Genomic DNA, 24383 nt, shown 5'->3' with positions numbered 1-24383 from the left:
GCCGTCGGCCGGGTAGCCGTCGGCGTCGGTGGCCGTACGGGGGCCGGTGTCGGCGTCGGCGGTCACGACGGGCTGCCGACCGGATCGGCGGGAGCGCCGGTGGTGTACCGCTCGCGCAGCGCCCGCTTGTCCACCTTCGCCGACCGGTTCAGGGGCAGCGCGTCGACGAACTCCACCGCACCCGGCGCCCAGGTGTCGCTCAGTTCGGCGGTGACCAGGTCGATCAGCTCCGCCCCGGTCACCGTCGCCCCCGGCGTCCGCACCACGTACGCGTACGGCAGCTCCCCGGCGACCGGGTCGGGCACCCCGATCACCGCCGCCGCGCGTACCTGCGGATGCCCGGCGAGGACGTCCTCGATCGGCCGGGAGTAGATCGGCCAGCTGCGCTGGCGGGTGAGGATGCGGTCCTGCAACCGGTCGACCAGGTAGAGGAAGCCGTCGTCGTCGAGGTGGCCGATGTCGCGGGTGCGTACCCAGCCGTCGACGAGCGTCTCGGCGGTCAGTTCGGGTTGACCGTGGTAGCCGTGGAAGCTCAGTTTCGTCCGCACCCACACCTCGCCGTCCGTGCCGGCCGGCAGCGCCTGCCCGTCGGCGTCGCGGATCTCCACGGTGACGTCCCCGTAGGGCCGGCCGCAGGAACCGAGCCGCTCCGGGTGCGCCGGGTCCTCGGTCAGGCCGGGCTGGGCGCAGATCACCACCGCCTCGCTGAGGCCGTACACGATGCGTAGGCACGGGCCGAACCGGGCGATGGCCTGGCGCAGCCGGGCGGGCGCGGCCGGCCCGGCACCCACGTTGAACATGAACATGGCGGAGAAGTCCGCGCCGGGCAGGGCCGGATGGTCGAGCACCTCGTAGAGCATCGGCGGGGTGACGAAGGTGGAGGTGAGCCGCTCGGCGTCCACGGTGGCGATGAAGGCGGCCGGGTCCCACTGCTGGCGCAGGAAGAGCACGCCGCCGGTGAACAGGTTGAACAGGGTGGTGATCTGCCCGCTGGCCAGCCACATCGGGGAGTGCGACAGGTGCCGCAGCAGGGGGAAGCCGGCGGCCCGGAAGTCGGCCGCCAGCGCCAGCACCTGCCGGTAGAAGCTCTCCCGGTGGTGCACCAGCTTGGGGGTGCCGGTGGTGCCACTGGTCTGCAGGAACGACTCCGGCACGGGCACCCCGGCCGGTAGGCCGACCGACGGGTCGTCGGCGCTCAGGCCCACGCCGACCTGCGGGGTGGTGGCGGGGTCCGGGTCTGCCGGCGGGGTGGTGGCGGTCAGCTCGATGCCCAGTCGCAGCACCGGCACCCCGGGCAGCGACGCGGCGATCTGGTCACCCAGCCCGTCCGGGGCGTACGCGTGGTGCACGAACACGTCGGGGCGGGCCAGCCGGACGAACTCGTCGATCTCCCGCCGGGAGGTCACCGGGGCGATCCACATCGTCCGGCAGCCGAGCAGGTGCAGGGCGAGTTGGAGCAGCGGGCCCTCCACGGCGTTGCCGAGCATCACCAGCACCGCCGCGCCGGGGCGTACCCCGTGGCGGGTGAGGGCGTGCGCCAGCCCGCGTACCTCGGCGGCGACCTGCGGGTAGGTCAGCCGCCGGCCGTCGCCGACCAGCGCCTCCCGGTCGCCGAACCCGGCGAACAACTCCAGCGCGTCGTGTACGTAGGTGGTGGATCGGTCGGCCCCGTCGGTCATCGCACAGCCCCCAGGTCGATGCGGCGGGTCGTCGGCGGCCCGGTGGGACCCGCCGTGGCGACCGGCCGGGATGGCGTCCGAGCAGTTCAGAGCCCGGCCCGCGACGGGGTGCGGGAAGTGGGCGACCGCACCGCCGCCGCTAGCGAGCCTAGGCCGACGGTGTCGCCGGGGGACAGAGCCGAACGGCGAGTGACCGGCCATCATGGACTTTTGATCATGTCTATCGGGTTGATTGACGCCTGTCAGACGTCGCCGCTAGGTTTCTGGACCATCGTCCGGGCGGTGCCGTCAATGGGCGCCGGCCCTGGGCGGCCCAACATGGAGGTTCAATGTCGACCCCGAAGAGATGGCAGGTCATAGCGTCCGCGGCCGTGTTGCTGGTCGTGAGCGCCCCGGCGGTGGTGGCCAGCGCCGGACCGTCCGACGCCGGCGGCGAGGCTGCCGCCCGGCCGCAGTGGGCGGGTACGTGGGCCGCGGCGGTCACCCGTGGCAACACCGCCGGGCTGACCAACACCGGCCTGAACAACCAGAGCATCCGGATGACCGTGCGCACCACCGTGGGCGGGGAGCGGCTGCGGGTCCGGCTGAGCAACCTCTACGGCGAGCAGGCGGTGCAGGTCGGGCACGCCACCGTCGCCCGTCCCGACAAGACCACCGTCACCGACCGGTCGGACATCGTCCCCGGCACCCTGCGGGAGCTGAAGTTCGGCGGTGCCACCTCGGCGACCATGAACAAGGGTGCCGAGCTGCTCAGCGACCCGCTGACCTACCAGGTGGCCGAGCAGGAGGACCTGGTCGTCACCCTGCACTTCCCGGTGCTCACCGGGCCGGTCACCTTCCACGGCCAGTCCAAGGTCACCACCTTCATCGGGGCGAACGACCTGACCACCGCCGCCGACGGCGCCGGCTTCACCATCCGTCCGGACTGCTGCTGGATGTTCCTGTCCGGCATCGACGTGCTGCGTCCGGCTAACCCCGGTGCGGTGGTGGTGCTCAGCGACTCGATCGGGGACGCCAACGGCAGCACCGTCAACGCCAACAAGCGCTGGCCGGAGCTGCTCGCCGGGCGGCTGGTCGCCGCCCGTCCCGAGGTGCGTACCCCGGGGGTGCTCAACCTGAGCCTGGCCGGCAACCGGCTCAACCACGAGGGCACCGAGCCCGGCGCGGGCGGTTTCCCCGGCTACTACGAGCTGGGTCCGAACGCGTTGGCCCGGCTCAACGAGGACGTCTTCCCGCAGACCGGCGTGAAGACCCTGGTGACCCACCTCGGCATCAACGACATCTGGATGTCCGACGACTCCGCCGACCGGATCATCGCCTCGCTGCGGCAGATCAACAAGCAGGCCAAGGCGCGCGGCCTGCGCAGCCTCGCCGTCACCCTCACCCCGTACGAGGGGCACGGCAACCCGGGGGTGTGGACGCCGGAGAAGGACGCCACCCGGCAGGCGGTGAACACCTGGCTGCGGGGCCCGGGTGCGGCCGAGTTCGACGGGCTGCTCGACTTCGACGCGGTGCTGCGTGACCCGGCCCAGCCGAGCCGGCTGCTGCCCGCGTACGACGCCGGTGACCACATCCACCCGAACGACGCCGGCAACCAGGCGTTGGCGGACGCCGTACCACTTCGACTGCTCGGTCTGTGACACCGGTGGGGCGGCGGGGGTGACCCCGTCGCCCCCCGGTCATTCCTGGGGAGGAAGCACCATCGTGGACGTCGACAAGATCCTGACCGGTCTCTACAGCGAGGCCGGCCGGCAGGACCCCTATCCGTGGTATGCGGCCCTGCACGAGCACGGGCCGATCAGCGTCATCCCGAACCGCCCGGAGCACAGTACGGTCAGCGCGGTGGCCGTCGGCTACGACCTGGTCGACCAGGTGCTGCGCGACCCGGAGTGGTACAAGCAGCCTCCACCGGGCTGGCAGGACGAGGAGATCCTGCGGACCTTCCAGTCGTCGATGATGTTCGTCAACGCCCCCGACCACGGGCGGATGCGGGGTGTGTTCTCCCGTACGTTCACCCCACGCCGGCTCGGCGCGCTGGAACCGGTGATCGTCCGGGTGGTCGACACCCTGCTGGACCGGATGGCCGACGCCGGCGCGGACGGCTCCGAGGTCGACTTCGTCGCGGACTTCGCCTACCCGGTGCCGGCGCTGGTGATGGCCGAGTTCATCGGCCTGCCCGAGAGCGAGCTGGCCTGGTACCGGCAGCGGGTCGACTGGATCGACGAGTTTCTCGACGTGGCGGGCAAGACCCCGGAGCGGCTGGCGTTGGCCAACCAGGCTGCCGAGGAGCTGCGCGCGCTCTACCGGGACCTGATCGCGCACCGTCGCCGCCAGCCGGGCGAGGACCTGATCTCCGGGCTGGTCGAGGCGCTGGACTCCGGTGAGGTCGACCTGACCGAGGAGGAGTTGATCAGCAACCTGATCGTGCTGTTCAACGCCAGCTTCGTCACCACCGTCTACATGTTCAGCAACGGCCTGCCGGTGCTGCTGGCCCACCCGGAGACCGTGGCCGCGCTGCCGGGTGACGAGACCCTGGCGCAGGGCTGCGTGGACGAGGTGCTGCGGCTGCAGAGCCCGGTGCACTTCCTGGCCCGTGCCGCGCCCCGGGACACCGTGCTGGGCGGCGTGCCGGTCGCCCGGGACGAGAACGTGCTGTTGATCATCGCCGGGGCCAACCGGGACCCGCGCCGGTTTCCCGAGCCGGACCGGTTCGACCCGCGCCGCGACGGCCCCCCGTCGCTGGCTTTCGGCGTCGGCCCGCACTTCTGCCTCGGCGCGGCCGTGTCCCGCCTGGAGGGCCGCATCGGCCTGCCCCGGCTGTTCGCCCGGTTCCCCGGGCTCGCGGTCAGCCAGCGGCCCGACTACAGCGGGAGCCTGTTCCTGCGCGGCATCGACAAGCTCTTCGTCACCACCGGCGGATAGGAGCCGATCCCATGTCCCTCGATCCCCAGGTGGTGGCCTACCGGGCCGCGCGGGCCGCCGCCGGCACCCCACCGCTGTACACCCAGACCCTCGCCGAGGCCCGCGCCGCCGACCTCGCCGCGATCCGGGCCGGCGGCGGCGACGTCGAGCCGGTCCACGAGGTACGCGACACGACCGTGCCCGGCCCCGCCGGGGACCTGCGGGTCCGGGTGCACCGGCCGGCCGGCGACGGCCCGCTGCCCACCCTGGTCTACTTCTTCGGTGGCGGTTGGACGCTGGGCAGTGTGGAGACCGCCGACGGGATCTGCCGCCGGCTGGCCAACGCCACCCCCTGCCAGGTGGTGACGGTCGGGTACCGGCTGGCCCCGGAGCACCCGTTCCCGGCGGCGGTGCTGGACTGCCACGCCGCCACCCGTTGGCTGGCCGAGCACGCCGCCGACCTCGGGGTGGACCCGGAGCGACTGGTCGTGGGCGGGGACAGCGCCGGTGGCAACCTGGCAGCGGCGGTGACCCTGCTGGCCCGCGCCGAGGGCGGCCCCCGGCTGGCCGGGCAGCTGCTGGTCTATCCGAACACCGACCAGCGGGCCGACCGCCCGCGCCCCGGCCGGGGCACCGACCCGGCAACCGCCGTCGACCCGGCAACCGCCGCCGACCCCCGGGCCGCCGCCGACGAGCAGGACCCGCTGCTGTTCAACCGGCACTCCGTCGACTGGTACCGGGGTCACTACCTGGCCGACCCGGCGGACGCGGCCGACCCGCTGGCCTCGCCGTTGCTCGCCGACGACCTGTCCGGCCTGCCGCCGGCCCTGGTGGTCACCGCCGAACACGACCCGCTGTGCGACGAGGGGGAGCGGTACGCGCAGCGGCTGCGCGAGGCCGGCGTGCCGGTGCGGGCCACCCGCTACTCCGGCATGATCCACGGCTTCTTCGCCATGCCCGGTGTCTTCGACGCCGGTCGGCGTGCCCAGGACGAGGCCGCCGCCTTCCTCCGGGAGGTCTTCGGGCTGCCCACCCCGGCGGCGGACGCCCCGGCCGCCGCCACGGTCGGGGACGCTCGGTGACGGAGCACCCCGGCACCGCCGGGTCGGCCACCGCCGGGTCGGATTCCGTCGGCTCGGCACTCGTCGGCTCGGCCGGTGCCGGGTCGGAGTCCGTCGGGTCGGTCGGTGCCGGGTCAGCCACCGCCGGCCAGGCGGACCGGCCGCCGGTCAGCCTGGCGGACTTCGCCGACCTGGCCCGGGCGACCCTTCCAACCGGGGTCTGGGACTTCGTCGACGGGGGCAGCGGCATCGAGACCACCCTCACCGCCAACCGGGCCGCCCTGGACCGGGTCGCCGTGCTACCCCGGGTGCTGACCGGGGTGGAGCGGCCCCGCACCGACACAGAGCTGCTCGGGCGGGAACAGGCGATGCCGGTGGCGGTCGCGCCGATGGCGTACCAACGGTTGCTGCATCCCGACGGCGAACCGGCGCTCGCGGCGGCGGCCGGCGCAGCGGGGGTGCCCTACGTGCTGAGCACGTTGAGCAGCACCCCGATCGAACAGGTCGTCGCCGCCACCGACGGGCCCGTCTGGTTCCAGCTCTACTGGCTACGCGACCGGGGCCTGGTCGCCGATCTGCTCGACCGGGCACAGGCTGCCGGCTGTGCCGCGCTGATGGTCACCGTCGACGTGCCGGCGCTCGGCCGGCGGCTGCGCGACGTGCGTAACGGCTTCGCGTTGCCGCCGGAGGTGACCGCCGCCAACCTGCCTGCCGGCCGCGACGACCTGGCCCACACCGGCACGCCCGGGGTGTCCGCCATCGCCGCGCACACCGAAGCCGCCTTCGCCCCCGCGCTGACCTGGGCGGACCTGGCCTGGCTGCGGGAGCGCACCCGGCTGCCGCTGCTGGTCAAGGGGATCCTCGACCCGCGTGACGCGGTCCGCGCCGCCGACGTCGGCGTGGACGCCGTGGTGGTCTCCAACCACGGCGGCCGGCAGCTCGACGGTGCACCGGCCACCGCCACCATGCTGCCCGAGGTGGTCGCGGCCATCGGCGAGCGGATCGAGGTGCTGTTGGACAGCGGGGTACGGTCCGGCACGGACGTGCTGCGCGCGCTCGCCCTCGGCGCGACCGGGGTGCTGCTCGGCCGCCCGATGCTGTGGGCGCTCGCGGCCGGTGGCCGGGCCGGCGCGCGGGCCGCCCTCGACCTGCTCGCCGTCGAGTTGCGCGACGCGCTGACCCTGACCGGCTGCGCCGACCCGGGGCAGGCCCGGCGGCTGCGTACCCTGACCGGAGGCTGACCCGTTGGAGCATCTGGTGGACCTGGACCTGGCGACCCTGCACCCGGCGGTCGACGACCCGGCGCTGAACTCGATGAACTTCCTCAACGAGGTCTCCCAGCACTGGCCCGACGCGGTGTCGCTGGCCGCCGGGCGACCCTACGAGGAGTTCTTCGACGACGACGCGCCGGGCCGCTGGCTGGACCGGTTCCGCCGGCACCTCGCCGACGACCTCGGGCAGAGCCCCGACCAGGTCCGCCGTACCCTGTTCCAGTACGGCCGGACCAAGGGGATCATCCACCATCTGATCGCCCGCAACCTCGCCGTCGACGAGGACGTCCACGTCGACGACGAGGCGGTGGTGGTGACCGTCGGCTGCCAGGAGGCGATGCTGCTGGTGCTGCGGGCGTTACGGGCCGGCCCGACCGACGTGCTGCTCGCCGTCGCCCCGACGTACGTGGGGCTGACCGGCGCGGCCCGGCTGGTGGACCTGCCGGTGCGCCCGGTCGCCGCCGGCCCGACCGGAATCGACCTGGCCGACCTGCGGGCCCAGGTGCGTCGGGCGCGCGACGAGGGGTTGCGGCCCCGGGCCTGCTACGTGATGCCCGACTTCGCCAACCCGTCCGGCACCAGCATCCCGGTGGCCGACCGGCGGCGGTTGCTCGGCCTGGCCGTCGAGGAGGACCTGCTGCTGATCGAGGACAACCCGTACGGCCTCTTCCCGGCCGGGGACGCCGACCGGGTGCCGACGCTCAAGGCGCTCGACACCCGACGCCGGGTGGTCTACCTCGGCTCGTTCGCCAAGACGGTGCTCCCCGGGGCCCGGATCGGCTATCTGGTGGCCGACCAGCGGGTCGGCGGGCTCGACGGTGCGGTGGGGTTGTTCGCCGACCAGCTCGCCAAGATCAAGAGCATGGTCTCGGTGAACACGTCGCCGCTGGCCCAGGCCGTGATCGGCGGGGCGTTGCTGGAGCACGCCTGCTCACTGGTGACCGCGAACCGGCGGGAACGGGCGGCGTACACCCGCAACCGGGACCACCTGCTGGCCGGCCTGCGGCGACGTTTCCCGGCCGGCTCGCCGGTGCGCTGGAACGCGCCGGCCGGTGGCTTCTTCGTGGTGGTCACCGTGCCGTTCCCGGTCGACGACGCGCTGCTGCGGCGCTCCGCGCAGCGGTACGGTGTGCTCTGGACGCCGATGGCGCACTTCTACGACGACGGCCGCCCGGTCGACGCGCTGCGACTGTCGGTCAGCGCCGTCACCCCGGAGCAGATCGACCTCGGGCTGGACCGGTTGGCCGCCCTGATCACCGACGAACTGACCGGCCTCCGCTGACCGCGCGGTTGCCGTGCTCCGGCCGACCCGGTCACCGCGCCGACCGGCACCGCGTGTCATCGAACCGCCACCTCCCGTGCTGTGCGACGGATGGGCCGGTGGCCATAATGGACGCATGATCGCTTGGGAGTACGCCCTGTTGGTCCGCCGCTACCAGGGGCAGGGACGCCAGTTCCACGTCTCGTTCGTCTGGTACGGCCCGGACGGCTCACGCACCGACGTCACGGCCTACGGCGACACCGCCATCGCCCATCTCAACCGGGTCGGTCGGGAGGGCTGGGAGTTGGTCTCCGCCGCCGAGGACGTCAACAACATCCAGGGCAGCACCGAAGTCCACCGCTACCACCTCAAGCGCCCCCTCCCCTGACCCCCACCCCTGCCCGCCCGTCCCCGCCCCGATCTCTCCCCGTCCCTGCCCCCGCCTCCGCCCCCGGTCTCCCGGTTGATCAAGAGGTTTTGGTCACCAGAACCACCTTTCCTGACCTAAACCTCTTGATCACCCCAGCAGCCCAACCCGGCCTCACCCCCACCCTCCGGCTGTCCCTGGTCGGGGTCGGCACGGTGGTGGGGCCGGCACGGTGGTGAGGGTCGGTGATCAAGAGGTTTGGGTCACTGATGAGGGCTTTCGTGACCTAAACCTCTTGATCACCGCGAGGGAGCGTGGCGGGGCGGGGTGCCGGAATGGCGGGGCCGGGCCGGGCTTACAGTCAGCCCAGGTTGATGGTGGGGTAGAGGGGGTGGGCGGCGAGGAGGTCGGTGGCCTGCTTGCTGATCTTGTCGGCGACCGCCGGGTCGAGGACGTACTTGGCCTTGGACGGGGTGCCGTCGGCGTTGGCGCCCGGCGTGGTCTGGCTGAGCACGGTGTGGATCAGCTCGGCGGTGACGTCCATCTCGGCGGTGCCCAGACCCCGGGTGGTCAGCGCGGGGGTGCCGATCCGGATGCCGGAGGTGTACCAGGCGCCGTTGCGGTCCTGCGGGACGGCGTTGCGGTTGGTCACGATGCCCGAGTCGAGCAGCGCCTGCTCGGCCTGCCGGCCGGTGAGACCGTAGCCGGATACGTCGAGCAGCACCAGGTGGTTGTCGGTGCCGCCGGTGACCAGGGTGGTGCCCCGGCGCAGCAGCCCTTCGGCGAGGGCCTGGGCGTTGTCGACGATCCGCTGGGCGTAGTCGGCGAAGTCGGGCCGGCGGGCCTCGGCCAGCGCGACCGCCTTGGCCGCCATCACGTGCGGCAGCGGACCGCCGAGCACCATCGGGCAGCCCCGGTCGACCTGGTCGGCCAGCTCCGGGCCGCAGAGCACCATGCCGCCGCGCGGCCCGCGCAGCGACTTGTGGGTGGTGGTGGTGACGATGTGCGCGTGCGGCACCGGGTCGAAGTCGCCGGTGAAGACCTTGCCGGCGACCAGGCCGGCGAAGTGCGCCATGTCGACCATGAAGGTGGCCCCGACCGAGTCGGCGATCTCCCGCATGATCCGGAAGTTCACCTTCCGGGGGTACGCCGAGTAGCCGGCGACCAGGATCAGCGGCTTGAACTCCCGGGCGGCCTCGGCGACCCGGTCATAGTCGATCAGGCCGGTGGCCGGGTCGGTGCCGTAGCTGCGCTGGTCGAACATTTTGCCGGAGATGTTGGGTCGGAAACCGTGGGTGAGGTGCCCGCCGGCGTCCAGCGACATGCCCAGCATCCGCTGGTTGCCCAGCTCGCGGCGCAGCGCGAACCAGTCCGCCTCGGTCAGGTCGTTGACCTGGCGTACCTGGGCCTTCTTGAGGGCGGGGGACTCGACCCGGTCGGCCAGGATCGCCCAGAAGGCGACCAGGTTGGCGTCGATGCCGGAGTGCGGCTGCACGTAGGCGTGGGAGGCCCCGAACAGCGCCTTGGCGTGTTCGGCGGCGAGCGCTTCGACGGTGTCGACGTTCTGGCAGCCGGCGTAGAAGCGACGGCCGACGGTGCCCTCGGCGTACTTGTCGCTGAACCAGTTGCCCATGGTGAGCAGGGTCGCCGGGGAGGCGTAGTTCTCGCTGGCGATCAGCTTCAGCGACTCACGCTGGTCGGTCAGCTCCGCGCCGATCGCGTCGGCCACCCGGGGTTCGACCGCCCGGATCACCTCGAGCGCGCTGAGGAAAGCGGTGGATTCGGCGTTGCGCGACATGCGACCTCCAGGTGACGTGCGGAAGGCCCAGGCGCTCGGCGTGCGTCCTCATGACGGGGCCGCTTCCCGATGGTGCTCCATCCCCACGCGCCAGTCACGGCCCACCGACGATCCTACCGGGTGCCGTTCGGGCTGCCCGTGCGTACCTGCCGGTGCCGGGCAGCCGGCCGGGTTCTCCGATCGTGCGGAGCTCCGGTGCCCGGTACCGGCTCGGTCGGCCGGCCACCGCCGTTGCGGTGGCCGTTGCGGTGGCCCCACGCCGGGCGGTCGGCTGCGTACGATCGGCGGATGCTGGGGGAGGACACCGAGGGCAGTCTGGTCGCGATCAGCGATCTGCACATCGGGTACGCGGAGAATCGTGCCCTGGTCGAGGCGCTGCGGCCCACCTCGCCACGGGACTGGCTGATCGTCGCCGGTGACGTGGCGGACACCGTGGCCGACATCGAGTGGGCGCTCGGCACGCTCGCCGAACGCTTCGACACCGTCATCTGGGCACCCGGCAACCACGAGCTGTGGACCCCGCCGGCCGACCCGGTGACCCTGCGCGGGGTGGACCGCTACGACCTGCTGGTGCGGCGGTGCCGGGAGTTGGGTGTGGTCACCCCGGAGGACGACTACCGGGTGTGGCGGGGGCCGGGCGGTCCGGCGCTGGTCGCCCCGCTGTTCCTGCTCTACGACTACAGCTGGCGACCGCCGGGGTTCGACACCCGGGAGGCCGCGCTGGCCGAGGCGTACCGGACGGGGATCGTCTGCACCGACGAGTTCCTGCTGCATCCCGACCCGTACCCGAGCCGGCAGGAGTGGTGTGCGGCCCGGCTGGAGGAGACCGCCCGCCGGTTGGCCGCCCGAGACCCGGAGCTGCCCACCGTGCTGGTCAACCACTGGCCGTTGGACCGCCACCCGACCGATGTGCTGCGCTATCCGATCTTTGCCCAGTGGTGCGGGACGGAGGCCACCGCCGACTGGCACCGCCGGTTCGCCGCCACCACGGTGGTCTACGGGCACCTGCACATTCCGCGTACCACCTGGAAGGACGGGGTGCGGTTCGAGGAGGTCTCGGTGGGTTATCCCCGGGAGTGGCGGCAGCGCAGTGTGGCCCCCGGCCGGGTACGGCAGATCCTGCCCGCGCCGACGGGCGCACCGGTGACCCTCTGGTGAACCACCGGCTCAGCCGGCGTCGAGGCGGGTGACCAGCGAGTCGGTCATCGTGCCGAGGCGGCGGGCGGCGGCCGGGTCGAGCGTCGTGGTCGACAGCGGAACGGGTCTGCCCCGGTCGTTGGCGGTCAGGGCATCCGACGGTGGGTTGTCGATCCACGCCACGACGGGGCGGATCGACTTCCCGACCGGCCTGGCGACGACCGACGCCGCCCGGATCACCCCACGGATCGCCGCCGGCATGGTGGACAGGTCGCCGCTGCGGGTGAAGCCGGGGTGGTAGAGCACATACCGTGCCCGCGAGCCGGACCGCGCCGCGAAGTCCACCCCGAGCAGGTCGTTCGCCCGGCCGGCCTGCAACTGTGCGTCGACCATGCCGTACTTCCGGGTGAGCTGGAGGTCGTCCCAGTGGATCGATCCCCGGGTGATGCCGACCCCCGCGACGTTGACGATCACCGGCTGTTCGGCGGCGTCCAGTTGGTCGCGTAGACCGTGACTGAGCAGGTAACGGCTCAGGTAGTAGAGCGCGAAGGTCTGCTCCAGGCCCTCGTCGGTGACCACCCGCCGGGGTACCGGCCGGTTGGCGAACAGTGCCAGGGCGTCCACCTTCGGCCACCGTCGCCTGATGGTGTCGACGACCCTGCGGGTCTCCGCCACCGAGCGCAGATCCGCCCGGAGGAAGTGCACCCGGCCGGAGAGCGCCCGCACGGCCTGCCCCTTCGCCGGGTTGCTGCCGATGGCGACGACCTCGTCGCCACGGCGGATCCGGGCTTCGAGCGTCGCCCGGCCCATGCCGTCGGTGCCGCCGCTGATGACCGTGACGCGCATGCCGCCCCTCCCTGCCGCTGCCGGCCGGTGACCCCGTCAGGCACCGGACGTCGACCGTGGATCGCGGACGGCACAATCCTCTTCGGGCTCGGCGACCGAGGGAAGAAGGCACTTTCATGTCCGTACCGCACACGGAGGTTCGTTCCCTGGTGGCGGCGGTCCTGCCGACGCCCGTGCCGGCCGACGAGTACGAGCACTGCCCGGTCACCGAGGTGCTGCGGCTACTCAGCGACAAGTGGTCGATGCTGGTGCTGACCCTGCTGGGCCGCCGGCCGTACCGGTTCAACGAGCTGCACCGCACCATCGACGGCATCAGCCAGCGGATGCTGACCCGCACGTTGCGGGGCCTGGAGGGGGCCGGCCTGGTGCTGCGGGACGTCCATCCCACCGTCCCGCCCAGCGTCGAGTATTGCCTCACGCCGCTCGGGCAGAGCCTGCTCGGTCCGCTGTCTGGCCTCGCCGACTGGGCGGTCCGCCACGGGCCCGAGCTGGCCGCCGCCCGGCACCGGGCCACCGTCCCCGCGTCGTCCCTGCCGCACCGCACGGGTCTCTGACCGGACCCACGCGGGCCCTCGCTGACCGCCCCGGCGGGACCGAGCGGGGCCCGACCAGCCGGTCGGGCCCCTTGACGTACTCCGGTGCGGGTGTTGCCGGTCGGGTCAGGCGGTGGTGGCGTGCCGGGCGCTCTTGATCGCCTTCGGGTCACTGGGCGAGCGGGGCGCGTCCGGGCGCAGCGCGATCATCCGCTCGCCGATCTCCTGGAGCTGGTTGCGGCCGAGCGCCTCCCGCACCTTGGGGAACCACTCCTGCTCCTCCTCCTCGACGTGGTGCTCGACGTTCTCGATCAGCACCGTGGTCTTGGCGACGAAGTGGTCGTCGGAGGCGTCCATCGCGGCCAGTTCGGCGCAGAGCACGTCGGCGACGTGGTGCTCCTCGTACGACTCCAGGATGTCGTCCTCCAGGTCCGGCAGGAGCTTGCGGACCTGCGGGTACATCACCTCGTTCTCGAGGTAGGTGTGGGTGGTGAGGGCTGCCACGATCTCGTCGACCACCTTGCGGCGGCGACTGGCCGGTCCCTCCTGCGCCTTTTCGAACTCGCGGAAGAGGCGGCGCATCTCCTTGTGGTCCTCTTTGAGCAGGACGATGGCGTCGGTGGACACCGGCAGACCTCCTTGATCGGCTGACGGCCATCCCGGTACCCCTGGGTGAGCTGCGGAAACGGATCGCGGTCGACGAATGTCCGGCAACCTCAGACGGTGGCGACGGTGTGCGGTATCTCGTCGAGCAGGTCGCGGGCGAGGAACCCGATCCGGCCGAACAGCACCACCTGACCGGCCGCGAGCCGGATCCCGGGCGCACGGTCGGTGCGGTCGACCGGAGTCCTCCGCCCGGCGGCCCGCCCGGTCCCCGCCGGGTCTGGGTGGAGGTGGACCGTGATCGGTGAGTCGATATCCTGCCCGGGTGGACGGCGAACGGCTGGCGGCATCACTCACCGGGCGGCTGGCCGGGCTGGAGTTCGTCGACCTGGGCACCGACGAGGTGACCGCGCTGATCATCGACGCCGTGCTGGTCTGGGCCGCCGAGCAGGGCTGGCGCTCATACCGTCGGGCGGCGAGCGTGCTGCCGCTGCCGCCGCCGATGACGGACCGCCACTCGGTAGTGGACGTGGCGTGTGCCCGCCGCGACGGCCCGCCGGTGGTCGTCGAGGTTGACCACACCGACCGGCGGCGTACCTGGGAGAAGCTCGCGGCGGAGGCCGACGCCGGCCGGGTCGCCCTCTGGGTGCGCTGGGGTCCGGGGCGGTTCGCCGTGCCACCGGCCCCGATCCACCTGGTCACCTGCGAGGTGGCCCGGCGGGCCGGGCCGGTGGGCGCGGGTCGCCGGCACCGCCGGACCCCGGGGCCGGCCCGCCCGGCACCCGCGCACTCCACCCACGGCGTCGACCCGGTGGTCGAGCCGTTGCCGCTGCCGCCCGTGGAACCCGGTTCCTGACCCGGCGGGCCTACTCGAAGCGGGTCGGGTCGCCCGCGCCGTAGCGGACGATCTCCGGCTCGTCGGCGGAGAAGTCGACCACGGTGGTGGGTAGGGTGCCGCACTCGCCGGAGTCGATCACCGCGTCGATCGCGTGGTCGAGCCGTTCCTTGATTTCCCAGCCCTGGGTCATCGGTTCCGTCTCGCCGGGCAGCAGCAGGGTGCTCGACACCAACGGTTCACCCAGCGCCGCCAGCAGCGCCTGCGCGACCGGATGGTCGGGGATGCGTACCCCGACGGTCTTCTTCCTGGGGTGCAGCAGCCGGCGCGGCACCTCCTTGGTCGCGGGCAGGATGAAGGTGTAGCTGCCCGGGGTGGCCGCCTTCAGCGACCGGAACACCGCGTTGTTGATGTGCACGAACTGGCCGAGCTGCGCGAAGTCCCGGCACACCAGGGTGAAGTGGTGCTTGCTGTCCAGGTGCCGGATCTCCCGGATCCGGTCGAGGCCGTCCCGGTTGCCCAGCTGGCAGCCGAGCGCGAAGCACGAGTCGGTCGGATAGGCGATCAGGCCGTCGCCGCGCAGCAGGTCGACCACCCGGGCGATCGTCCGTGGCTGCGGGTTCTCCGGGTGTACGTCGAGATAGATCGCCATGGCGGCGAGCCTAGTGGGGGAGTGGCGGCGGTCGCCGGTGAGCCCGGAGCACGTCGCGCGCCCAGGTCAGCATGTGGCAGCCGCCGTCGCGGCACTGGAAGCAACGGCGCAGGGGTGGCGGCCCGTCCGGTGCCTCGTGGTGCTGCGCCACCACCCGCTGCGCGGTCCAGATGACCAGGGCGGGCGTGACCGGTCCGTCGTCCATCGGCATGGGACCCCTCCGGGTACGGGCAGATCCGGGCACCGATCCCCGATCAGGTACCCGGACCGCTACCGGCAGCCCAGATGACTGATCGTCACGAGCTGCCACTTACGGTAGTGGTGTACAAGCATGAACGTCTAGGGACGTAGCTAAAGAACCTGCCTCGTCTTGGCTCGATTAGTTTCTTGCCATGATCGATCCAGACGGCCCGGTGCCGGTCTACCGCCAGGTGGCAAACATCTTGGCTGGTCGGATCAGCAACGGTGACCTCGCGGCGCATCGACCGATTCCGAGCGAAGCGGCGATCGTGCAGGAGTTCGGGGTGGCCCGGGGGACCGCCCGGCGTGCCGTCGCGGAGCTTCGCGAGCGTGGGCTGGTCTACACCGTGCCGCAGCGCGGCACCTACGTCGGGCAACCCGAGGCGTAGCCCTCCGCGTATCGCTGCGATCCGGTGAGCCGGCTCCGGGTGTCGGGGGTGGCCGTTACCGTGTGAGCGTGGCGACGGCGGCCGAGGAGATCCAGGTGGGGGAGCGGCTGGTCCGCGTCTCCAGCCCCGACAAGCCCTACTTTCCCGAGCGCGGGCTGACCAAGCGGGACGTGGTCGGCTACTTCCTCGCCGTCGGCGACGGCATCCTGCGTGCCCTGCGGGACCGGCCGACGATGCTGGAGCGCTGGCCGCGCGGCGTGTTCGAGGGGGCGAAGATCGGCACCCGGCAGGACAACCGGGGTGACGCCTTCTATCAGAAACGGCTCCCGGCCGGCGCTCCCGACTGGGTGCGCACCGCACACCTCACCTTCCCCAGCGGCCGTACCGCCGACGAGGTCGCGCCGGGCGAGCTGGCGGTGGTGATCTGGGCGGCCAACCTCGGCACCCTGCGGTTCCATCCCTGGCCGGTGACGGCGGCCGACGTGGAGCGCCCCGATCAGCTCCGGATCGACCTGGACCCGATGCCGGGGGTCGGCTTCGACCAGGTGGTGCCGGTGGCGCACGAGGTCCGGGCCTTCCTCGCCGAGCTGGGCATGGTCGGCTACCCCAAGACCACGGGCGGGCGCGGCCTGCACGTCTATCTGTCCATCGAGCCCCGGTGGAGCTTCGGCGAGTGCCGACGCGCGGTGCTCGCCCTGGGCCACGAGTTGGGGCGTCGGCTGCCCGACCTGGTCACCACCACCTGGTGGCGCGAGCAGCGGGACCGGCCGGTCTTCATCGACTACAACCAGATGGCCCGCGACCACACCGTCACGTCGGCGTACTCGATCCGGCCCACCCCGGCGGCGCTGGTGTCGGCCCCGCTGGACTGGGCGGAGCTGGACGACGCCCGCCCGGAGGACTTCGACGTGCTGACCATGCCGGCCCGGTTCGCCGAGCGCGGCGACCCGCACGCCGGCCTGGACGGCGACCGCTACTCCCTGGAGCCGCTGCTGGCCCTGGCCGACCGCGCCGGCCTGGCCGCCCCACCCGAACGCTGACCAACCGCGCCGGGCCGTCACTCAGGCCCAGGGGCTGCCGGCCCCGTCGAACTCGTCGAAGACCAGCCAGGTGCGGGTGGACAGCACCCCGGCGATGCCCTGCACCCGGCTGAGCACCACGTCCCGCAGGGTGGCGTTGTCCGGTGCGCGGACCAGCGCCAACACGTCGTGTTCCCCGCTGAGCAGCGCCACGTGCTCGATGTAGCGCACCCGGGCCAGCTCCGCCGACACCTCCCGCCAGGTGTTCTGCTGGATGGTCAACGAGATGTACGCCGAGGTGCCCAGCCCGGCCGGCTCGGGTGCCACCCGGGCCCGGAACCCGGTGATCACCCCGTCGCGCAGCAGCCGCTCCACCCGGGCGTACGCGTTGGTGCGCGACACGTGCACCCGTTCGGCGAGGGTGCGCATGGACAGCCGGCCGTCCCGGGTGAGTTCGTCGAGGACCCGTCGGTCCACCTCGTCCAGCGGCGTGACCGAACGTCCCGTTGCGCCCGGTGGGCCCGGCGGCGGGGTGGTCTGCTGGCTCATCAGATACTCCTCGGTAGGCCAATCGTCCCGCGTTCACCGGGAATGTTGAGTCAATCATCCAACGGCTGGAGCATAGGGCCACCACACGTCCAGGAGGTCCCCGCCGTGACGACCACACCCCAGGCGGTCCGCAGGGCATCCCCGCGTACCCGTCGACCGGCCACCCCGGTCGCCCCCGACCCCACCGCCGGCCTGCTCCCGCAGACCGCGCCGGTCCGGTTGCTCGACCCCGACGGCACCCCGTTGCCGCCCCGCGCCGACCTGCCCGAACCGCCGGTCGAGACGCTGCGCGAGATGTACCGGCGGATGGTCGTCGGCCGGCGCTTCGACGCACAGTCCACCGCCCTGACCAAGCAGGGCCGGCTCGCCGTCTACCCGTCCTCGCGCGGCCAGGAGGCGTGCCAGGTCGGCGCGGTGCTGGCGCTGCGCGACGACGACTGGGTGTTCCCCACCTACCGGGAGTCGATGGCGCTGACCGCCCGGGGCATCGACCCGGTCGAGGTGCTCACCCTGCTGCGCGGCGACTGGCACTGCGGGTACGACCCGACGGTGGTGCACACCGCGCCGCAGTGCACCCCGCTGGCGACCCAGTGCGTGCACGCCGCCGGCCTGGCCTACGGCGAGTCCTACCAGGGGCGGGACACGGTCGCGCTGGCCTTCATCGGCGACGGCGCGACCAGTGAGGGCGACTTCCACGAGGGGCTCAACTTCGCCGCCGTGTTCAAGGCCCCGGTCGTCTACTTCGTGCAGAACAACAAGTACGCGATCAGCGTGCCGCTGTCCCGGCAGACGGCCGCGCCGAGCCTGGCCTACAAGGGCGTCGGCTACGGGGTGCCCAGCGAGCAGGTCGACGGCAACGACCCCGTCGCCGTCTTGGCGGTGCTCACCCGGGCGGTGGCGCACGCCCGCGCCGGGCACGGGCCGTACCTGGTGGAGGCGCACACCTACCGGATGGAGGCGCACACCAACGCCGACGACGCCAGCCGCTACCGGGACCCCGACGAGGTCGAGGCGTGGCGGGACCGCGACCCGGTGGCCCGGCTGGAGGCGTACCTGCGCAGCCGGGGCGAGCTGGACGACGCGGTGGTCGCACAGATCGCCGCCGAGGCCGAGGCGTACGCCGCCGACCTGCGGGACCGGATGCACGCCCAGCCGACCGTCGACCCGCTGAGCCTGTTCGAGCACGTCTACGCCGAACCGACCCCGCAACTGGTCGAGCAGCGCGAGATGGTCCGGGCCGAGCTGGCCGCCGACGCGGAGGGGGACGCCTGATGGCCACCATGACCATGGCGAAGGCGCTCAACGCCGCGCTGGCCGACGCGATGCTCGACGACGAGCGGGTGCTCGTCTTCGGCGAGGACGTGGGACAGCTCGGCGGGGTCTTCCGGATCACCGACGGGTTGCAGGCCCGGTTCGGTGACAAGCGCTGCTTCGACACCCCGCTCGCCGAGGCCGGCATCGTCGGCTTCGCCGTCGGCCTGGCCATGTCCGGGCTGCGGCCGGTGGTGGAGATGCAGTTCGACGCGTTCGCCTACCCGGCGTTCGAGCAGATCGCCTCGCACGTGGCGAAGCTGCGCAACCGCACCCGGGGCGCGTTGAGCGTGCCGATGGTCATCCGGGTGCCGTACGCCGGTGGCATCGGTGGGGTGGAGCACCACTGCGACTCGTCCGAGGCGTACTACGCGCACACCCCCGGCCTGAAGGTGGTCACCCCGGCGACGGTGGAGGACGCGTACTCGCTGCTGCGGGAGGCGATCGCCGATCCGGACCCGGTGGTGTTCCTGGAGCCGAAGAAGCTCTACTTCGCCAGCGGCGAGGCTGAACTGCCCGCCCGTACCGCCCCGTTCGGCCGAGCCGTGGTGCGCCGTCCCGGCACCGACGCCACCCTGGTCGCGTACGGCCCGGCGGTGCCGGTGGCGCTGGAGGCCGCCGAGGCCGCCCGGGAGGACGGCTGGGACCTGGAGGTCGTCGACGTACGCACCATCGTGCCGTTCGACGACGCCACCGTCACCGCCTCGGTGCGCCGTACCGGCAGGTGCGTGGTGATCACCGAGGCGCAGGGCTTCGCCGGGGTCGGCGCGGAGATCGCCGCCCGGGTGCAGGAGCGCTGCTTCCACGCCCTGCACGCCCCGGTGCTGCGGGTCGCCGGGCTGGACATCCCCTACCCGGCGCCGATGCTGGAGCACACCCACCTGCCCGGGGTGGACCGGGTCCTCGACACCGTGGCCCGCCTCCAGTGGGACGACCGGCCCGATCCGCGCTGGCTGGCCCAGGGGAGCGCGGCGTGAGCGCCCGTACCGCCACCGGCACCCGGGTCTTCCTCCTGCCCGACCTCGGTGAGGGGCTGAGCGAGGCCGAGATCGTCGAGTGGAAGGTCGCCGTCGGTGACGTGGTCACCGTGGACCAGAGCGTGGTGGAGGTGGAGACCGCCAAGGCCGTGGTCGACGTGCCCTGCCCGTACGCCGGGCGGGTGGTCGCCCTGCACGGCGCGGCCGGTGAGACGCGCCCGGTCGGTCAGCCGCTGATCACCGTCGCGCCGGCCGACGGCGGCGACGAGCCCGCCGGGCACGCCACCTACCGCGAGGAGGAGCGGGCCGGCTCCGGCAACGTCCTGATCGGGTACGGCACCGGCCACGGCGGCACCCGGCGGCGGCGACGCCCCGGCTGACCCTGGCCCCGGAGCCGGCCGCCGCGCCCGTCGCGGAGCCGGCCGTCGGGCCCGTCCCCGTTGGCACCGTCGGCCCGTCGTCCGCGCCGAGGGTCCCGGCCGGCGCGGGGACGGACACCCCGGCCACCGGGGTGTCCACCGACGGCGTCGTCCCGCCGGCCGGAGGCGGCACCGCGCCGGCCGGCGGGACGGCCCCTGGTCATCTCGCCGATCGTGCGCCGGCTCGCCCGCGAGCACGGGGTCGACCTGGCCGGGCTGCGGGGCACCGGCCCCGGCGGCGTGATCCGCCGCAGCGACGTGGAGGCCGCCCTGACCACCGCGCCGCAGCGGCACACCGGCGACCCGGACCGGCCCGCCGCCGTCGCGGACCCGGCCCCGGCGGCGCACGTCGGGCCGGCCCCCGCCGAGGCGTCCGACGTGGTCATTCCGCTGACCGGCATCCGCCGGGTGATCGCCGACAAGCTTTCCCGCAGCCGTCGGGAGATTCCCGAGGTCACCATCTGGGTGGACGCGGACGCCACCGCGTTGCTGGCCACCCGGGCGGCGATCAACGCGGCCACCCCGGACGCCCCGGTCAGCGTGCTGGCCCTGCTGGCCCGGATCTGCCTCAGCGGCCTGCGGCGGTTCCCGCAGCTCAATGCGCACGTCGACACCGAGGGGCAGCGCATCGTCCAGTCGGCCGGGGTGCACCTGGGCATCGCCGCGCAGACCGACCGGGGCCTGCTCGTCCCGGTGCTACGCGACGCCCAGCGGCTGACCACCAGGGAGTTGGCCGCCGCGCTGGCCGAGACCACCGCCGCCGCCCGCGCCGGCACCCTGTCGCCGGCCCGGCTCACCGGCGGCACCTTCACCCTCAACAACTACGGCGTGTTCGGAGTGGACGGTTCCACCCCGATCATCAACCACCCGGAGGCGGCGCTGCTCGGGGTGGGGCGGATCGTGGACAAGCCGTGGGTGGTCGACGGGCAGCTGGCCGTCCGCAAGGTGACCCAGCTCAGCCTCACCTTCGACCACCGGGTCTGCGACGGTGGCGTGGCCGGTGGCTTCCTGCGGCACGTCGCCGACTGCGTCGAACAGCCGGCGTTGCTGGTGGCGAACGTCTGAGCGGTACGCCCGGAGCCGGTCACCCTGGGCGGGGTGACCGGCTCCGTCGCGCTGCCCGGTGTTCGTCCGGTTCCGGACGGGCCGGCGGTGGGCGGGCGGGTTTTCCGGTCGGTGGGCCGGGAAACCGCCGTCGGTCGCGAACCCGCCGCGTCGGTCGCGAACCCGCCGCGTCGGTCGCGAACCCGCCGCGTCGGTCGCGAACCCGCCGCCGAGAGGAGCCACCGTGCCGTACCAGGGTCTGCCCGTCGCCGTGCGGGACCGCCGTCCCCCCGTCGCCGGGGCACCGCTGTGGTGCAACGCCCACGACCACGGGTTGACCGGCGACGGGGTGACCAACGACCAGCCGGCGCTCGCCGCCCTGGTGGACCGGCTCGGTGACGGCTACGCGGCCGACGGGCGGGCCCGGGTGATCTGGTGCCCGCCGGGCATCTACTCCATCCGGGACGCCGGCACGGTGTGGCGCAGCGGGGTGTCGTTGATCGGCGCCGGCCCGGCGGCCACCCGGTTTCTGCTCAGCAACGAGGGCAACCGCACCGACCCGACGCCGCTGGCGTTCTGGACGGTGTTGCAGCACGGCGCGGACCGGGACCGGCACATCGCCGACTGCACCTTCGCCGACTTCGAGATCGACGGCTCAGGGGTGGCGCTGGCCGAGTACAACTACCTGGCCAAGGGGCTCGGTTTGCAGTACGTGGTGCGCGGGGTGTTCCGCAACCTCTACATCCACCACACCGGTGCGACCGGCCTGGGTTGCGACTTCCTCCAGGACACCCTGGTCGACGGGGTGGTGGTGGTCGGCTGCGGCCGGCTGGACAACGGTGAGCAGATGGGCGGCGCGGGCATCGGTATCGGCATCGGTGGCTGGGGCGACATGGAACGGCTCACCATCGCCAACTGCACGGCCCTCGCCAACGGCACCAACGGCATCTTCCTCGAACTCCAGAAGGACCACTGGACGCCGCCGCGTGGCTACCGGATCATCGGCTGCCACAGCCAGGGCAACCGCTTCGGCATCTCGGACTGGGGTGCCGACGGGCTGATCGTCACCGGTTGCACGATGACCGGCAACCTGGAGGCCGGCTACGACGTGTCCGGCAACGGCACCGCCGGGGTCGCCGGCCGGGGCGGCCTGCTCACCGACTGCGTCATCGACGCCAACGTGGGCGACGGGATCAGCGTGGGCAACACGCCGGGCCCGTACACGGTGCGGGGCAACCGGATCAGCAGCAACGGCGGTTACGGCTACCACCAGCACGATCTGGGTCGCGGCTATCCGCACCCGGCGCAGGACGTGGTGGTGGAGAGCAACGAGTTCTGGGGCAACGGCCTGGACGCCGTCCGGGTGGACCGGCCGATGACCGACGCGATGCTGCTCGACAACCGGATCCGCAACAACGGTCGGCAGTGTGCCGAGGCGTCCTGTGGCGGCGGCGAGTCGGTCCGCTACAGCGCCCGGTCCGTGGTCGACCGCTCGGCGAACTGGGCGCAGGACAGTCACCGGGGCAAGGTGCTGCGGGTCGGCTCCCGGGTGGCGGTGGTGGCCGCCAACACCGCCACCGAACTGCACCTCGCCCCGGTCCGCCCGGACGCCTACTCCGCGTGGAGCGGGGACACCCCGCTGCCGGGCACCCCGTACGAGTTGCCTGACGCGCCGCCGACCCGGGCCGGCATCGCGATCGACGCCGCGTTCGACTCGGCGACGGTGCGCGGCAACCGGATCTGGGACAACCATCCCGAACGCACCCAGACCCACGGGCTCTGGATCACCTCCCGGGGCAGTTGTGTCTCCTGCCGGGTGGAGGACAACGACCTGGCCGGTAACGCGGTGGCAGCCATCCGACTGGACACCCCGCCGGTCGGTGGGCGGTGGAACCGCAACCACGGTGACCAGGACTGGGACTGACTGTCCGTGCCGCCCCGACGCGGTCGATCCCGGACATCCGGTGCCCGTCCGGCCCGTCCGGCATCGATGGGGTCGATAAGGCCGGCCGTTGCCCGCCCGGTTCCCCGAAAGCGTGACCCGGCCCGAGAAACGCCGTACAGAATGTGGCCAAGGGGACGGGGAACGGGGGGACGGGAATATGGACGTGAGGCGGCGATTGACGCTTCTGGCGGTGACCATCGCAGCCACACCGCTGGTCCTCGGCGGGTGTACCGCCGAGCGGAAGCCGGCGGCCGGGGCGGCGCCCGGTGGGCCGGCGGCCCCCACGGTGTCGGTGACGCCGGCCGATCGGGCGAAGGACGTACCGGTCAGCGCGGAGGTCGGCACCACCGTGAACAACGGGCGGGTGACCAGTGTGAAGCTCACCGACGACAAGGGGAGGTCCGTCGCCGGGGAGCCGCGGGAGGACGGGTCGAGCTGGGTGCCGGCGGCCCCGTTGAGTGGTGGCCGGACCTACACCGCGGAGGTGACCGCGACCGGTGACGCGGGCCGCACGACCGTCGGGCGCACCACGTTCACCACGGTGGCGAACACCACCCGGTCGGCGTTGACCAGCGTGCTCTACTTCGCCGGCAACCAGACGTACGGCACCGCGATGCCGGTGACGGTGGCGTTCGAACCGGCAGTTCCCACAGCGGCCAGAGCGGCCGTGCAGCGACGGTTGTTCGTGAAGACCGATCCGCCGCAGCCGGGCACCTGGTCGTGGCTGGAGGACGGCAGCCAGGTCTACTACCGCGCGCCCGACTTCTGGCGCAGCGGGACGACGATCAGTGTCCGGTCCGCGCTGGAGGGGCTGCCGATCGGCAAGGAGTACGTCGGTGACGCCGACCGGCGGTCCACCTCGAAGATCGGCCGGCAGGTCGCCCTGGACATCGACAACGCCACCAAGCAGATGTCGGTCTTCCAGGACGGCAAGCTGGTCCGCAGGATCCCGGTCAGTCTCGGCAAGCCGAGCACCCCGAGTTCCAGCGGCAAGATGGTGATCATGGAGAAGCACCAGCAGACCCGCTTCGACACCCGGGGTGAGCCCGACGGCGGCTATGTGGTCGACGTCGAGGACGCCCAGCGCCTCACCTGGGGCGGCGAGTTCATCCACGCCGCGCCGTGGTCGGAGGGGGACCAGGGCTACACCAACGTCTCGCACGGCTGCGCCAACGTGTCGTCCACCGCCGCCGACTGGCTGATGGGCGTCACCCAGGTCGGCGACCTGGTCACCGTGAAGGGCACCGAGGTGCCGCTGCGGCCGGGCAACGGCTGGACGGCCTGGAACACGGGCTGGGCCGAGTTCGCCAGGGGCAGCGCGCTGCCCGTACCGCCGGGGTTGAAGCCGGCGCCCGCCACCAGCCCGCCGCATCCGGGGGTGGTCGCCGGTGGCTCGTCGCCGGCTCCCGCGCCGTCGGCCAGCGGCGGCTGACCAGGCCCGGGCAGGTGTGGTACGCCGTGGTCGGCCCGTCGCGACGGGCCGACCACGGCGTACCGCGTGGGTCCACCCTGAGGAGGAGTCAGGGTCAGCTCCGGGGCGACCCTG

Annotated in this window: 22 protein-coding genes, 1 pseudogene and 1 riboswitch; of the genes and pseudogenes, 16 read left to right on the top strand and 7 right to left on the bottom strand. The window is 72.8% G+C overall.

Annotated elements, in window-relative coordinates; translation table 11 throughout:
* Window positions 1-62: 62 nt before the first annotated feature.
* On the bottom strand, window positions 63-1679 hold the full coding sequence (locus tag ACQP2H_RS16770) for a class I adenylate-forming enzyme family protein (RefSeq protein ID WP_219462417.1): 1617 nt from the start codon (window positions 1677-1679) through the stop codon (window positions 63-65).
* A 356-nt stretch (window positions 1680-2035) separates the two neighbouring features.
* Between ACQP2H_RS16770 and ACQP2H_RS16765 the strand changes: the two genes are divergently transcribed.
* The 6 genes from ACQP2H_RS16765 (at window position 2036) to ACQP2H_RS16740 (ending at window position 8561) form a co-directional block, all read left to right on the top strand.
* Window positions 2036-3319, top strand: coding sequence for an SGNH/GDSL hydrolase family protein (locus ACQP2H_RS16765; RefSeq protein WP_219470008.1), 1284 nt, complete (start codon window positions 2036-2038; stop codon window positions 3317-3319).
* Window positions 3320-3383: 64 nt separating this feature from the next.
* Window positions 3384-4601, top strand: coding sequence for a cytochrome P450 (locus tag ACQP2H_RS16760; protein WP_433227986.1), 1218 nt, complete (start codon window positions 3384-3386; stop codon window positions 4599-4601).
* An 11-nt stretch (window positions 4602-4612) separates the two neighbouring features.
* Window positions 4613-5662, top strand: a complete 1050-nt coding sequence (locus tag ACQP2H_RS16755) for an alpha/beta hydrolase (protein WP_433227984.1) — start codon at window positions 4613-4615, stop codon at window positions 5660-5662.
* 152 nt (window positions 5663-5814) lie between these two features.
* A complete protein-coding gene (locus ACQP2H_RS16750; RefSeq protein ID WP_363821522.1) occupies window positions 5815-6882 on the top strand; it encodes an alpha-hydroxy acid oxidase in 1068 nt (355 codons plus the stop codon).
* A gap of 4 nt (window positions 6883-6886) precedes the next feature.
* Window positions 6887-8194, top strand: coding sequence for a PLP-dependent aminotransferase family protein (locus ACQP2H_RS16745; RefSeq protein ID WP_255597594.1), 1308 nt, complete (start codon window positions 6887-6889; stop codon window positions 8192-8194).
* A 115-nt stretch (window positions 8195-8309) separates the two neighbouring features.
* Window positions 8310-8561: a hypothetical protein gene (locus tag ACQP2H_RS16740; RefSeq protein ID WP_089003913.1), complete on the top strand. Its 252-nt coding sequence runs from the start codon at window positions 8310-8312 to the stop codon at window positions 8559-8561.
* Between the two features lie 340 nt (window positions 8562-8901).
* Here ACQP2H_RS16740 and ACQP2H_RS16735 read toward each other — a convergent pair whose 3' ends face one another.
* On the bottom strand, window positions 8902-10338 hold the full coding sequence (locus ACQP2H_RS16735) for a glycine hydroxymethyltransferase (protein ID WP_219462414.1): 1437 nt from the start codon (window positions 10336-10338) through the stop codon (window positions 8902-8904).
* 18 nt (window positions 10339-10356) lie between these two features.
* Window positions 10357-10446: riboswitch (ZMP/ZTP riboswitch) on the bottom strand.
* Window positions 10447-10626: 180 nt separating this feature from the next.
* Here ACQP2H_RS16735 and ACQP2H_RS16730 point away from each other — a divergent pair.
* Window positions 10627-11496, top strand: a complete 870-nt coding sequence (locus ACQP2H_RS16730; RefSeq protein ID WP_433227981.1) for a metallophosphoesterase family protein — start codon at window positions 10627-10629, stop codon at window positions 11494-11496.
* Between the two features lie 9 nt (window positions 11497-11505).
* Here the strand turns inward: ACQP2H_RS16730 and ACQP2H_RS16725 are convergent, their stop codons facing one another.
* On the bottom strand, window positions 11506-12321 hold the full coding sequence (locus ACQP2H_RS16725; protein WP_219462410.1) for an SDR family NAD(P)-dependent oxidoreductase: 816 nt from the start codon (window positions 12319-12321) through the stop codon (window positions 11506-11508).
* Between the two features lie 116 nt (window positions 12322-12437).
* Here ACQP2H_RS16725 and ACQP2H_RS16720 point away from each other — a divergent pair, with 116 nt between their 5' ends.
* Entirely contained in the window at window positions 12438-12875 is a 438-nt protein-coding gene (locus ACQP2H_RS16720) for a winged helix-turn-helix transcriptional regulator (protein WP_219462407.1), read from the top strand.
* Window positions 12876-12980: 105 nt separating this feature from the next.
* Here ACQP2H_RS16720 and ACQP2H_RS16715 read toward each other — a convergent pair whose 3' ends face one another.
* Window positions 12981-13481: a hemerythrin domain-containing protein gene (locus ACQP2H_RS16715; RefSeq protein WP_219462405.1), complete on the bottom strand. Its 501-nt coding sequence runs from the start codon at window positions 13479-13481 to the stop codon at window positions 12981-12983.
* A 301-nt stretch (window positions 13482-13782) separates the two neighbouring features.
* On the opposite strand from ACQP2H_RS16715, the gene ACQP2H_RS16710 reads away from it, so the two are divergent.
* Window positions 13783-14313 (top strand): hypothetical protein, encoded by a 531-nt coding sequence (locus ACQP2H_RS16710; protein ID WP_357536733.1) that lies wholly within the window; start codon window positions 13783-13785, stop codon window positions 14311-14313.
* A 10-nt stretch (window positions 14314-14323) separates the two neighbouring features.
* Here ACQP2H_RS16710 and ACQP2H_RS16705 read toward each other — a convergent pair whose 3' ends face one another.
* Entirely contained in the window at window positions 14324-14944 is a 621-nt protein-coding gene (locus ACQP2H_RS16705; RefSeq protein WP_219462400.1) for an L-threonylcarbamoyladenylate synthase, read from the bottom strand.
* Between the two features lie 10 nt (window positions 14945-14954).
* Window positions 14955-15149 carry a hypothetical protein gene (locus tag ACQP2H_RS16700; protein ID WP_219462398.1) on the bottom strand — a complete coding sequence of 65 codons (195 nt, stop codon included), beginning with the start codon at window positions 15147-15149 and terminating at the stop codon, window positions 14955-14957.
* 187 nt (window positions 15150-15336) lie between these two features.
* Between ACQP2H_RS16700 and ACQP2H_RS16695 the strand changes: the two genes are divergently transcribed.
* On the top strand, window positions 15337-15573 hold the full coding sequence (locus tag ACQP2H_RS16695; protein WP_204922898.1) for a winged helix-turn-helix domain-containing protein: 237 nt from the start codon (window positions 15337-15339) through the stop codon (window positions 15571-15573).
* A gap of 68 nt (window positions 15574-15641) precedes the next feature.
* Window positions 15642-16613 carry a DNA polymerase domain-containing protein gene (locus ACQP2H_RS16690; RefSeq protein ID WP_219462397.1) on the top strand — a complete coding sequence of 324 codons (972 nt, stop codon included), beginning with the start codon at window positions 15642-15644 and terminating at the stop codon, window positions 16611-16613.
* A gap of 21 nt (window positions 16614-16634) precedes the next feature.
* On the opposite strand, the gene ACQP2H_RS16685 is transcribed toward ACQP2H_RS16690, so the two are convergent.
* Window positions 16635-17141 carry an Lrp/AsnC family transcriptional regulator gene (locus tag ACQP2H_RS16685; protein ID WP_219462394.1) on the bottom strand — a complete coding sequence of 169 codons (507 nt, stop codon included), beginning with the start codon at window positions 17139-17141 and terminating at the stop codon, window positions 16635-16637.
* A gap of 72 nt (window positions 17142-17213) precedes the next feature.
* Between ACQP2H_RS16685 and pdhA the strand changes: the two genes are divergently transcribed.
* The 5 genes and pseudogenes from pdhA to ACQP2H_RS16660 all read left to right on the top strand — a co-directional run bounded on the left by pdhA (window position 17214) and on the right by ACQP2H_RS16660 (window position 24269).
* Window positions 17214-18413: a pyruvate dehydrogenase (acetyl-transferring) E1 component subunit alpha gene (pdhA, locus tag ACQP2H_RS16680; protein WP_219470002.1), complete on the top strand. Its 1200-nt coding sequence runs from the start codon at window positions 17214-17216 to the stop codon at window positions 18411-18413.
* Complete coding sequence (locus ACQP2H_RS16675) at window positions 18413-19429, top strand: alpha-ketoacid dehydrogenase subunit beta (protein ID WP_219462392.1); 1017 nt, start codon at window positions 18413-18415, stop codon at window positions 19427-19429. Before pdhA ends, ACQP2H_RS16675 begins: the two co-directional genes overlap by 1 nt.
* Window positions 19426-20913: pseudogene (locus tag ACQP2H_RS16670) on the top strand (dihydrolipoamide acetyltransferase family protein). Before ACQP2H_RS16675 ends, ACQP2H_RS16670 begins: the two are co-directional and overlap by 4 nt.
* 223 nt (window positions 20914-21136) lie before the next feature.
* Window positions 21137-22816: a right-handed parallel beta-helix repeat-containing protein gene (locus ACQP2H_RS16665; RefSeq protein WP_219462388.1), complete on the top strand. Its 1680-nt coding sequence runs from the start codon at window positions 21137-21139 to the stop codon at window positions 22814-22816.
* 178 nt (window positions 22817-22994) lie between these two features.
* Complete coding sequence (locus ACQP2H_RS16660; RefSeq protein ID WP_219462387.1) at window positions 22995-24269, top strand: L,D-transpeptidase; 1275 nt, start codon at window positions 22995-22997, stop codon at window positions 24267-24269.
* The last annotated feature ends 114 nt before the right edge of the window (window positions 24270-24383 follow it).

The sequence above is a fragment of the Micromonospora sp. CA-248260 genome (assembly GCF_050942205.1).
GTDB lineage: Bacteria > Actinomycetota > Actinomycetes > Mycobacteriales > Micromonosporaceae > Micromonospora > Micromonospora antibiotica.
This window is presented reverse-complemented; position numbering and strand designations above follow the sequence as displayed.